The organism is Nostoc sp. PCC 7107 (genome assembly GCF_000316625.1).
Taxonomy (GTDB): domain Bacteria; phylum Cyanobacteriota; class Cyanobacteriia; order Cyanobacteriales; family Nostocaceae; genus Nostoc_B.
Genome location: NC_019676.1, coordinates 1,506,314 through 1,518,824 on the forward strand (window position 1 = coordinate 1,506,314; position 12,511 = coordinate 1,518,824).

Genomic DNA, 12,511 nt, shown 5'->3' on the forward strand with positions numbered 1-12,511 from the left:
ATCCTGAATCTAGTGTAATTGGGGAATTTTATATCAAAACAAAACTTGATATTTTTGCTTGGGCAGTTTCCTCAATTCTGTCTGTGCTGAATACTCCTGAACGAATTTTGTGTGTAGATACAGCAGGGAACAGAAAACGGGAAAAGAGTAACAGCTTTTGAGTGTATGGCTTGGTTCTGAAAATTTGTACCTCATTTGCCTGTCATTGGCTGTATTAATTAAACTAATGCTTCAACTGTTGATTGAGTAAAAATACTACCTTCAGCGCCCATATTTAGACATGGTAATGAAACTTATGTTATTGGTGTTGCCTTTTTTATCTGAGTAGCGCATCAAATTGACTGAGTGATAACGATGATTTCCATAACCTTTAATATAGATTTATATTCTTCTTTGAGAAAATAATTTTCTTGGAGACATATTAAAACTAATAAAGTAAAACATACATAAGCATCCAAATTTACATAAATTCTGTATAATTCTCTAAAACAATTTTTTAAAATGCCTAATTTCGGTACATTTACAGTGTTACGTCCTTATAGTTTATTAAAACAACTATCTAATGGCATTGACACTACTTGTTTACAAGCCTTTAGTAACTTAGTTACTTGGTTGATTTATGTAGAACAGGGAGCCATAACTTATGCGACAAACTCTGTTGAACCTTTTGATAGGCTAGAACGTCATCTACGCCGCCTCAATTTGCTCAGTAGCGAAACCCGCGTACAATTACGTATGTTCTTTGAACAAGAGTTGTTAAATTATGCCATTGCTGATAGCAGTGATTTATCAACTCAACCTGCTGATTACCAAGCAATTCATTGGCTAGTCAACGAAGGTTATCTGGATAATGCACAAGCTACAATCTTGATTCAAGAACTAGTCAAAGAAGTGATTGAATCATTTTTGTTAGTGAAAACAGGTACTTATGCTTTAAGTGATGCAACCCAAACACTGACAAAAATTTGTCGACTGGATGTAGAAAAAACTTTAGAAATTTGCCAAATTCGCTTAAAAAATTGGCAATCTTTTACTCCCCAAATTTCTTCCCCTTACCAGCGTCCTTACCTGTTAATTAACAGTAAACTAACCAGCAAAAATTTACCCAAACTACCGCCAGAATTAACTAATTGGATGAAAGGTTTTAGCCTTCGCCATCTGGCTGTAATTATGGATCAAGATGAAATGCAACTGATTCAACATTTATACCCTCACATTGTACAAGGTGGGGTAATCATGCACGAACCAGATCCACCATTTGATCAGTTACCTAACTATAAGCCAGAAGCCACAACATCTTCTCGATATACAACAGCATTACTCAACAGACAATTCATTGATACGGTAGTAGAACCCAGTAACCTTAATGCTGAATCAGAAACGGCTCTGGCTGTAGAAGATTTTTCACTTGTAGTGCGATCGCTAAAAACTTCTCCACTATCAAGCCAAAATCTTCAGGAATTAATAATACTAAATACCATAAATTCCGCCCCTGAAAGAGTAACGACTAATACCGTAACTACCAAAAAGACTTATAAAATCATTTCTGTGGATGATAGCCCAACAATTCTCAAAGAAATTAGTCGGTTCTTGGAAAGTGAGAATTTTTCTGTAGTGACAATTGATGATCCACTCAAAGCGGTTATGTCGATTATTCGCCATAAACCAGACTTAATTTTGTTAGATCTGAATATGGCTGGAATTGACGGCTACGAATTATGCAAAATCATTCGGAATAATTCTTTCTTTAAACACACTCCAATTATTTTTGTTACAGGTAATAAAGGACTGGTTGATAAAGTCAAAGCCCGATTAGTTGGAGCCTCTGGTTATTTAACTAAACCATTTACCCGTGCAGAATTACTCAAACTTGTGTTTATGCACTTGGCTTGAAAGGAGGCAGGAGGCAGGGGAAGAATGTTTACTCAGCACTCAAAACTCAAGATGAAATTAAAGGGCGATGTCCGCCGATAATACAGATGGTGCGTGATTGACAATCAAAATGCAAATTAGTCGAGAAATATTCCTACCAACTATGGGTTGCGGAACTTGGGCGTGGGGAAACCAACTTCTGTGGGGATACAACGAAAGTATGGATGACCAGTTAAAAGCCGTTTTTAACTTGTGTGTCAGTAATGGTGTGACTTTATTTGACACAGGCGATTCTTACGGTACTGGCCGATTAAATGGGCGCAGTGAGTTACTTTTAGGAAAGTTTTCTCAAGAATATCAGGGTTTAAATCAGGAAAATATTTGCATTGCGACAAAACTGGCTGCTTATCCTTGGCGATGGACGCGCCAGTCCATGATTAAAGCTTGTCAATCTTCTGCCAAACGCTTGGGTAAAAATGTCGATTTAGTGCAGATGCACTGGTCTACAGCCAATTATGCGCCTTGGCAAGAAAAAGGTTTATTAAATGGTTTAGCTGATCTTTACGAACAAGGTTTAGTTAAAGGTGTTGGTTTATCGAATTACGGGCCAAGACAGCTAAAAATGGTGCATCAAAGATTTGCGGAACGAGGTGTACCGATTTCTACCTTGCAAGTGCAGTATTCTTTGTTGTCTACTTATCCGGTGACACAACTGGGATTGAAAGATGTGTGTGATGAATTAGGTATTAAACTGATTGCTTACAGTCCGTTGGCTTTGGGGATATTAACAGGTAAATATTCCGAGACAGGGACTTTTCCCAAAGGTGTGCGCGGGTTGTTATTTAGACAGTTATTACCTGGAGTGCGATCGCTGTTAACATCTTTAAAAGAAATAGCCCAATCTCGTGATAAAACTATGTCACAAATAGCCATTAACTGGTGTATCTGTAAAGGGACTATTCCCATCCCTGGTGCAAAATCCCTCACCCAAGCGCAAGAGAATATTGGCGCTTTAGGTTGGAAACTCGACGCAGCAGAAATAGCAGAGTTGGATAAAGCCTCCGGAAGTACAGATAAAGTCATGGTACAAAATATTTTTCAGACTAAATAACGCTAAAAATAGTCTTTAGCACTCTTGTTCCACTCCCTATTCCCTATTCCCAACAAGTGACTTCATATACCTCTTCATCAATCCTCTTCTCCTTCAACAGTTAGATGCAGCCTAATTTGTCCAATGCAAAGCTATGAGGATGTAATAGTTTGATTTCAAGGATTCACTTGTGGAGATTAGCAGACGAGATTTACTGAAGATAGCTTCTGCTTCAGGTTTAGGAACAGTCGGACTAGCAGCTTCAACCGGACTTTCTAAACAAGCTTTAGCCCAAAATCAGCCTACTCCTACTCAGACCAAAACAGGCGAAATGATCTATCGACAATTAGGACGCACTAGGGAAAGAGTATCAGTAATTGGTTTGGGTGGACACCACATTGGTAGACCAAAAGATGAAGAAGAAGGAATTCGGCTGATCCGTACAGCTATTGATCGCGGTATCAACTTTATGGATAATAGCTGGGACTATCACAACGGTGGGAGTGAAATTCGGATGGGTAAAGCACTCCGGGATGGTTATCGGCAAAAAGTCTTTCTGATGACTAAAATCGATGGTCGCACCAAAGAAGCTGCGGCCAAGCAAATTGACGATTCTTTAAAAAGATTACAGAGCGATCGCATAGACTTATTGCAGCACCATGAAATCATCCGTATGGAAGACCCAGACCGGATTTTTGCCCCTGGTGGCGCAATGGAGGCGGTTCTTGCAGCCCAAAAAGCCGGGAAAATTCGCTACATCGGCTTTACTGGTCACAAAGACCCCTTAGTTCACCTGAGAATGCTTGATGTTGCTGCTCAAAACAACTTTCGTTTTGATACAGTACAAATGCCGCTAAATGTGATGGATGCTCATTTTCGCAGTTTTGAACGCCAAGTTTTACCCAGACTAGTTAAAGATGGAATTGGTGTATTGGGAATGAAATCAATGGGTGATCAAAACATTCTCAAAAGCAACACAGTTAAACCTATAGAATGCCTACACTATGCGATGAATTTACCAACATCAACAGTGATTACAGGCATTGAAAGCATGAAAATCTTAGACCAAGCTTTTGAAGCAATTCAGACATTTCAACCCATGAGTCAAGCCCAAGTTAAAGAACTGCTAAATCGGACTCGCCAAGCTGCTGTTAAAGGTCAATATGAATTATTCAAAACTACTAGTCAATTTGATAGTACAGCACTTAATCCTGAGTGGTTAGGTTGATTTACCAAAGAATTTATAAGGTCAGAGAATTCAAAATCTGAATTCTCTAACTTTCTACCTTATATAATTACTCTTTAATTGTGAAACTAATTGGCTTTCTGCTAGGAGCCAACACCATTAAAACATCAAATTGCTCTTTATCTGGTGTGGTAGCACTTGTAGCACTAATACTGTAAACTGAGCCAACAATTGGTTTCCAAGGGCGGAAATTTTTATCATCAAAGAAACTGGGCAAAAATCCATAAATCCAAGATAAAGTAGACCCCCCATTTAAATAAAAATATCCATAGTTAGGACGGGGTAAAGAATTAGTCGCAGTTTTAAAATTATAAGTTGAAGGTAATGGAATATAAGGCTGTGGTACTAAATCTTGTATTGCGCCAAATCCTGTGGTGATTACAACAGTTTTTTCGTCTACCCAATTATAAGCTAACAAACTTTGTGAAGCTTCTCCGCCTACATCCCAACTCGTGATGTTTTGATCTTTGATATTATGAGTATTCACTACAACTTCTCCTGTTGAGAAAGATGTAATAAATTCATCTAACTTCTTCAGAGTAATTTCAGCGGCGGCTCGATTGTTTGTTTCTAAAGCCATACCTATCCCTAAATTCAAGTTAGGAACTGAGCCTAACAATCCTCCTTTAGAAGGAAACAGAAAGAAAGCATAGTCACCATCCATCCAATTGAGGATGTCTTTTTCTAAATCGAGTTTAGTACTACTAAAAACAAAACTCCGCAGTTGAGTGAGATATTCTTTGAGTTGTGGCTTTGCACTCAAAGCTTCGGTTAAAATTAGCCATTTCTGGTTAAGATTGCGCCCAGTGGCAGCAGAGTAGGTAGCAGCTGGTAATCTGGTGACTATAGCTTCTGGCTGTTCAGTTTGAAATTCATCTTTTTCTGATTTAGGAGTTTGGCGATAGGCTGTAGCTTGAAAACGCAATCCTTCTGGTTCTACTGTTAAAAAACCATTGACACTACCAAAGCTTTTTAATTCATCAAGGTTAATCGCATCAGCACCAAGAACAGGAAAAGGCAAACTTGGATCTTTGGTAATATCGTTAATTAAAGGCACAAAAGTGGACAAATTTTCATAAATTGAAAACAAAGATTTAGCATACTGAGGATTTTTGATTGTGTCTTGGAATTGAGGATTTTGAGTAAGATTGTTATCTCCTTGAGCAGCATCAATGATCTGCTCAATGGGTTTAGCCGTAATCCCGGTGACAATATAACCTGGTAAAGTAGCGATCGCAATTCCTCTTGGTCTTGTTTTTAACCAATCTGGATTACCCAAAATCGGCGGTATAGCCGCTAAGTTTGATTTTTTCTGAGAACGAACCTGCTTGAGTTGTGGTTTGCGTTGAATCTTGGGTGTATTTGCTGGATCTGGAGGTAATTCTGGTAATTTGGGTTCAGAATTTGATTCTGGTGTTTCCGGCGATGGTGTTGCTTCTGGTGATTCTGGTAATTTTGGTGATTTTGGGGTTTCTGGAGGTTGCACTTCCACAATAGTAATGCCTTTATACTCCGTGACCTTTACCCGTTTTGGATCTCCACTTTTAAGTAAGTCGATAAAAGGCTGTACGCGTGACTCATCTTTGATAGGAGCCAGCATCACAAAATTATTATCTATGGTTGCGGTTGTACCTTCAACCTTGGGCAAAAAAGCAAATGCGACTTGATCACCTATCAAAGACTCAATCTCGCGTACATAGCTGAGTTTAAAAGAAGGTGGTAAATATTTAGAGGCTGCGGTAAAGGCTCTTTCAAATAAATAAAAACGATTTAAGGCTGTCCAAGCATCTACCTTGGTATTGACTAAGCCAACCAATGGTGTATCTGCTGGTAAAATATTGGCGATCGCTGGGGTAATAGATGTAGTAGATGCCGCAGTTTCGCTAGTCTCAGCCACAGGAGAAGTAACTGCTAAAGCAGATAATAGCGATACTGTAATAATCGGTGATACCATTTTGAATTTTAGATTTTAGATTTTAGAATTGCAACCTAGTACTGCAAGGCGGAAGTCAAAATTCAAAAAGCTGATAAAGCAACCTTTTTGGCAATTTGAAATGTGTAATTTATTTACGCCGTACTGTACTAGCAACTAAATGTATAAAGCATAAAACACAATTATGCGGATTTCTTTTTTATATTTTTATTACTAGTAAATAAATATTTTTTGAGAAAAATTAAAATTCAGTATTAAAAAATAATTAGTTTTAACAATTAGTAGTCAATGGTCAAGAGTCAATAGCCCAAAAAAAGCTTAATTTTGGACTATTGACAGCTTCAACTAAAAATCTTTGGCACCACCTTAAGTTCTTAAGTATTGATTGTCCCCGTCACAGGTGAACTAGGACTAGCATAAGATTTGATGGGCATTCTGCCAGCTAAGTATGCCAAACGACCAGCGACGGTTGCCAAATTCATCGCATACGCCATTGCTGGGGCATTTTGGGCTAGGGCGATCGCACTATTAATTAATAAAGCATCTGCGCCTAATTCCATTGCTTGAGACGCTTCTGAAGGTGAACCAATACCTGCATCCACCACAACCGGCACATGAGCGTTTTCAATAATGATTTGGATATTGGCGGTGGTTTTTAATCCTTGTCCTGAACCAATGGGTGATGCTAAAGGCATAACTGTTGCACAGCCAACTTCTTCTAACCGTTTAGCTAACATCGGGTCAGCATTAATATACGGTAATACGGCAAACCCTTCTTTTACCAGCTGTTCAGCAGCTTGCAGCGTGCCAATAGGATCTGGGAGTAAATATTTGGAATCGGGTATGACTTCTAATTTCACAAAATTATTATCTTCCTGCCCCAACAATTTCGCCATTTCTCGACCCAAACGGGCTACGCGAATCGCTTCTTCAGCAGTTTGACAACCAGCAGTATTCGGCAACATCCAAATTTTTGACCAATCCAATGCTTCTGCTAAACCTTCATGTCCGGGGGTTTTGGTTTGGACGCGTCTGACTGCAACAGTGACAATTTGACAGCAACTCTGCACAACACTTTGCTGCATTTCTGCAATACTGCGATACTTGCCGGTTCCCGTCATCAAGCGGGATTGAAAGGTTTTGCCAGCAATTATAAGTGGGGAGTCGGCAAGTGGAGAGTTGGGAATTGGTGATAAAACTGGGCGATCGCCATTGGTAAAATTAGCAGAGTGAGTGAGCATAGGGGCAGTAGATGGCTTGGTATGAAAACGAGAATAATGGAAATGGGCAAGTATCGGATCAGATTTGTGTTCGCAGATTAAATCAGCAATTAGCGCGGCTGTCACAGGCGCTAGTAAAATGCCGTTACGATAATGACCTGTAGCCAAAGTCAAGTTTTCACAATGGCTAGTGCCGAGAATTGGTAATTCATCTGGGGTTGCAGGCCGAAAACCCCACCAAAATTTTTGGATGGAATAATCTTTTAATTTTGGATATAGGCGAATAGCGTTCTCAAGTAAAGATTGCATCCCCTCTGGGGTGTTATTGGCAGTAAAACCCACATCTTCGCTAGTCGCACCCAAAATAATCGAACGATTCCGCCTGGGTACGATGTAAATATTTTCACCGAATAAAACTCGTCTCAGAGGTAATTCCGGCACAAAATCAGGTAATTGGATTTTCAGCATTTGCCCTTTGCGCGGAGTCACAGGCAAAGGTAATAATTCACTAGACCAAGCACCAGCCGCTAAAACATAGTGGCTGGCGCGAATTACACCTATGTTGGTTTGTACGCCGATAACTTGCCCTTGCTGTTGGATTAATCCTTCGACTGTGATATTTTCTTTAATTTCAATGCCGAGAGATTGAGCCGCTGTCCATAGTGCTTGGGCTAATGCCCGATTATCAACTTGAGCATCTTCAGGATACCACCAGCCACCGACGACATCATTTCCCAATCCTGGCTGATATTGATGAATGGCAGTTTGATCTAGCCAATAAGCAGGTGATTCACCCACTATAGAAGAATCTGGTGTTTGATAAACAGGTGCAAGAATACCACAAGCCCAATAACCAGTACTTGTACCAGTTAAATCTTCTAATTTACTTGTCCATTCTGGGTATAAGGCACGCGATCGCCTGCATAATTTACCCATTGCCGGATCTTGGATCATTTCGGCATCTGGTGCCAACATCCCCGCGGCCGCATGGGTAGCAGCAGCTTGGAAATCACGACAAAGTACGGTGACATTTGTCCCGCGCAATTTGAGTTCGACGGCGATCGCCAAGCCAATAACACCGCCACCAATAATTAAAACATCGCTAGTCATTAGTCATTAGTCATTGGTTATTAGCCATTGATCATTAGTACACAACTAAATAACTTATAACTAATAACTTGTAACCAATGACTAGGGATTGGGGAAAGTATGAAGTGTGAAGTATGAAAATTCATCTTTTATCTTTTATCCGTCCCCAGTACCCAGTCACGCACTACCACAAAGCCCGAATCGGTTCTCTTGTATACTCGTTATCACTAACGGATGTATCAGTTGATTGTACTTCTCTGGTATTTGTTGTATCTGTATTGTCAGGTGATGAAAAGGACTCTGTGGGAGTAGTATTTTGAGCAACGCTGGTGCGACGTTCAGTTGTGTTTGTATTCAGGTTTTCCTGCCTAACACTACTGCTGCCCCTGGCTTCTGTGGGAGCATTATCTTCTTGAGGAGTGCTGGCTCTGTCTTCACTTAAGCCACGACTACCTCTACTGGGGGCAGTGCTATTAACATTAATATTAGCTGGGAGAACGCGTGATGTTTTGCCACCGGGAGCATTATTACTGGCAGTTTGTTGCCCTCCACCCATTGGAAAGTTGATGCCTAGCAACGTACCCAATAAAATTGCCAAGCCTCCACCCATCAGAATAAGCGGTGTCCATCTACCCATATTGTTTTTCTCCTTTGTAACCTAACCTTTTGATTTCCTTTCCTATTCGATAGCCCTGATCCAATAATCCGTAACATCCTCTGCTTGAGGGGCTAAACGCAGGTCTATTGTAGGAGAATGGGAAGGAAGCGATCGCTGTCTTTGTGACGCTAATTCACGGCCAATACATCACTTGATCGATCGCACTAGCACCATCACTGCCAACTAACTGACTGTTCTTTGCTTTAGCACCACCGTTTTAGAGGTCAATACCATTTTGCAGCAAAATTTTTCGTAATTTAAACCCCAAATTTTCCCGATACGCCTTAATCTAACTGAACACGGCGCTGAACGCAGCTACAGATAAACGTATTTTTTGTACTTTGAGTTAGTACTTTGGGCATATTTAAATTACCAAATCGGCGTTTTGTTGTATATTGGCACATTTCCTCTACAGTTGTCTCGCATGATTTTGCCTTATGACTACAAATTCTTCTCCTCAAATTTGGCTTTATGACACCACGCTACGGGATGGCACTCAATGCGAAGGGCTATCGGTGTCTATTGAAGACAAGCTACGCATTGCTAAGAAACTCGACCAATTGGGAATTCCCTTCATTGAAGGTGGTTGGCCTGGTGCCAATCCGAAGGATGTTCAATTTTTCTGGCAACTCCAAGAAGATCCGCTTAAACAATCAGAAATTGTGGCATTTTGTTCTACACGTCGCCCTCATACCGTGGCCGCAGCTGAACCAATGTTGCAAGCAATCTTAACGGCGGGTTCTCGCTGGGTAACAATTTTTGGCAAATCTTGGGATTTACACGTTACCGAAAGTCTCAAGACAACTTTAGAAGAAAATTTAGCGATGATCCGCGATACTATTGAGTATTTTCGCTCACATGGGCGACGCGTGATTTACGATGCCGAACATTGGTTTGATGGCTACAAACACAACAGAGATTATGCTTTACAGACATTAGAGGCCGCGATCGCATCTGGGGCTGAATGGCTAGTTTTATGTGATACAAATGGCGGAACTTTGCCTCACGAAGTCAGCGAAAGTGTAGAAATAGTCAATAGTTATTTGTCATCTGTCATTTGTCAAAAATTAATGACAAATGACAAAGTACAAAGGACAATTCCTCAAATTGGCATTCATACTCATAATGATTGTGATATGGCTGTCGCCAATGCCCTAGCAGCTGTCATGGCAGGGGCAACAATGGTACAAGGAACAATAAATGGATATGGTGAACGCTGCGGCAATGCCAACCTTTGTTCTTTAATACCCAACTTACAATTAAAGATGGGTTATAGCTGTATCGGAGAACACCAGCTTACTCAACTAACAGAAGCGAGTCGCTTTGTCAGTGAGGTAGTCAATCTTGCCCCTGATGAACACGCACCTTTTGTCGGACGTTCGGCTTTTGCTCACAAAGGCGGGGTGCATGTCTCCGCAGTTGAACGGAATCCCCTAACTTATGAACACATTCAGCCCGCACAAGTCGGGAATCGACGGCGGATAGTAATTTCCGAACAATCGGGACTCAGTAATGTACTAGCCAAAGCCCGGACTTTTGGCATTGAATTAGATAAGCAAACACCAGAAGCACGGCAAATTCTCCAACGCCTCAAACAATTGGAGAGTCAAGGCTATCAATTTGAAGCCGCAGAAGCGAGTTTTGCGCTGTTGATGTATGAAGTTTTAGGCGCTAGACAAGAGTTTTTTGAAGTCAAAGGTTTTCAAGTACACTGTGACTTGGTGGAAGGAAAAGAAACGAGCAGTGCTTTAGCCACAGTCAAAGTCGCCGTCAACGGGCAAAATATTTTAGAAGCGGCGGAAGGAAACGGCCCCGTTGCGGCTTTAGATGCAGCCTTACGCAAAGCTTTAGTCAATTTTTACCCCCAACTCGCCAGCTTTGAATTGACAGATTATAAAGTGCGGATTCTCGACGGACACGCGGGTACAGCCGCCAAAACCAGAGCATTGGTAGAGTCAGGAAACGGCTATCAACGCTGGACAACTATCGGCGTTTCTACCAATATTTTGGCAGCTTCCTATCAAGCAGTAGTTGAGGGATTGGAATATGGTTTGTTATTACATTCCCAAGCAGAAGCAGCATTAAAAGTTTAATGCTATTGGTGAGAGTAGTCAGATCCCCGACTTCTTCAAGAAGTCGGGGATATCGTACCTCAATACTTAATATTCAGCACTCAGATGACTCAAAGCTTACGTAAATTAGTTACATTCGATGAATTTATCGCTTGGTACCCAGAAAACCCACAGCGACGCTATGAATTGCATGACGGAGTAATTGTTGAAATGTCCCCACCTACTGGCGACCATGAACAGCTTATTGGATTTTTAGTTGGAGAAATAGTTACAGAATATAAACGTTTAAAAATGCCTTACTTTATTCCCAAAACAGCGTTCATTAAACCATTGGAAGGTGAATCAGCTTACTCACCAGATGTACTGATATTAAATCAGCATAATTTAGTCAATGAGCCTCGGTGGAAAAAAGAGTCAACTGTCAGCCAAGCTGAATCAATTCCTTTAGTAATTGATGTCGTGAGTACTAACTGGCGAGATGATTATTTAAAAAAAGCCGCTGACTATGAAGCAGTGGGCATCCCCGAATACTGGATTGTCGATTATGCGGCTTTAGGTGGTAGGCGGTTTATCGGTAATCCCAAACAACCCACTATCTCGGTTTACTCGTTAGTTGATGGAGAATACCAAGTGCAGCAATTCCGAAATAGCGATCGCCTTGTCTCACAGATTTTCAACGAGTTAAATTTGACTGTCGAACAAATTTTTCAAAGTGTTGCGTAATCTCGGCTTTTTAAGTTCTAAACGACAATATTCTTGTTTTAAGTGAGAATGTTCGAGTTCTGAAGACAAATTTTCCAGCTTTTTGCTCGAATGTTAAGGTTCAGAAGATAAAAGGTGAAGCTTTGAGGTGGAAGTGTCAGGAAATTTTCTGCGTTGGGTGTTGCGGGATATTGATTTATCTCACGCTAAGGCGCTAAGGCGCAAAGAATAAGATGGGAGTTTTTGAATTTTTTGACAACTGCTTTGCGAAAATTGCTGAGTCCGGTATGGTCTATTTTTTCTTACCTCATCAGTGGACGAGATTTATTACGTTTTCAATCAAGTAATAACAAAGCTTCTGCACCTGTAGTTTTGGCAGACATTGACTATAACAACCAAGGAAAAACTGTCGCTTCTGCTAAAAGTCCTGGTTCGCGTGGTTCCCAAAATCGGCGCTCTGGTGATTTTGCCAACCTGGAATTTGACTCGTTACCTGCAACTAAAGAAGAAGCCGCAGCTGGGACTACCGCGATAAATCAATAGAGTTCAGTTAACAGCAAATTAGGCTCGAATGTTGGGTTTCGCTACGCTTCACCCAACCTACGCCGGAATAGTATTAATTTATTTAT

At 40.7% G+C, this 12,511-nt stretch carries 9 protein-coding genes; 6 read left to right on the top strand and 3 right to left on the bottom strand.

Annotation, left to right across the window (positions count from 1 at the left end):
* Positions 1-501 precede the first annotated feature (501 nt).
* The 3 genes from NOS7107_RS06490 (at position 502) to NOS7107_RS06500 (ending at position 4,190) form a co-directional block, all read left to right on the top strand.
* Positions 502-1,893 carry a response regulator gene (locus NOS7107_RS06490; RefSeq protein ID WP_015112182.1) on the top strand — a complete coding sequence of 464 codons (1,392 nt, stop codon included), beginning with the start codon at positions 502-504 and terminating at the stop codon, positions 1,891-1,893.
* Positions 1,894-2,002: 109 nt separating this feature from the next.
* Positions 2,003-2,983 carry an aldo/keto reductase gene (locus NOS7107_RS06495; protein WP_015112183.1) on the top strand — a complete coding sequence of 327 codons (981 nt, stop codon included), beginning with the start codon at positions 2,003-2,005 and terminating at the stop codon, positions 2,981-2,983.
* A 169-nt stretch (positions 2,984-3,152) separates the two neighbouring features.
* Complete coding sequence (locus tag NOS7107_RS06500; protein WP_015112184.1) at positions 3,153-4,190, top strand: aldo/keto reductase; 1,038 nt, start codon at positions 3,153-3,155, stop codon at positions 4,188-4,190.
* A 67-nt stretch (positions 4,191-4,257) separates the two neighbouring features.
* Here NOS7107_RS06500 and NOS7107_RS06505 read toward each other — a convergent pair whose 3' ends face one another.
* The 3 genes from NOS7107_RS06505 to NOS7107_RS06515 all read right to left on the bottom strand — a co-directional run bounded on the left by NOS7107_RS06505 (position 4,258) and on the right by NOS7107_RS06515 (position 9,087).
* Positions 4,258-6,162 (bottom strand): DUF3352 domain-containing protein, encoded by a 1,905-nt coding sequence (locus NOS7107_RS06505; protein ID WP_015112185.1) that lies wholly within the window; start codon positions 6,160-6,162, stop codon positions 4,258-4,260.
* A 353-nt stretch (positions 6,163-6,515) separates the two neighbouring features.
* Entirely contained in the window at positions 6,516-8,471 is a 1,956-nt protein-coding gene (gene thiO, locus NOS7107_RS06510) for a glycine oxidase ThiO (RefSeq protein ID WP_015112186.1), read from the bottom strand.
* Between the two features lie 163 nt (positions 8,472-8,634).
* On the bottom strand, positions 8,635-9,087 hold the full coding sequence (locus NOS7107_RS06515) for a hypothetical protein (protein WP_015112187.1): 453 nt from the start codon (positions 9,085-9,087) through the stop codon (positions 8,635-8,637).
* Positions 9,088-9,545: 458 nt separating this feature from the next.
* Here NOS7107_RS06515 and cimA point away from each other — a divergent pair, with 458 nt between their 5' ends.
* From cimA to NOS7107_RS06530, 3 genes are all read left to right on the top strand, one after another.
* Entirely contained in the window at positions 9,546-11,201 is a 1,656-nt protein-coding gene (cimA, locus tag NOS7107_RS06520) for a citramalate synthase (RefSeq protein WP_015112188.1), read from the top strand.
* 84 nt (positions 11,202-11,285) lie between these two features.
* Positions 11,286-11,903 carry a Uma2 family endonuclease gene (locus tag NOS7107_RS06525; RefSeq protein WP_015112189.1) on the top strand — a complete coding sequence of 206 codons (618 nt, stop codon included), beginning with the start codon at positions 11,286-11,288 and terminating at the stop codon, positions 11,901-11,903.
* Between the two features lie 231 nt (positions 11,904-12,134).
* A complete protein-coding gene (locus NOS7107_RS06530; RefSeq protein WP_157373978.1) occupies positions 12,135-12,425 on the top strand; it encodes a hypothetical protein in 291 nt (96 codons plus the stop codon).
* Positions 12,426-12,511: the final 86 nt, after the last annotated feature.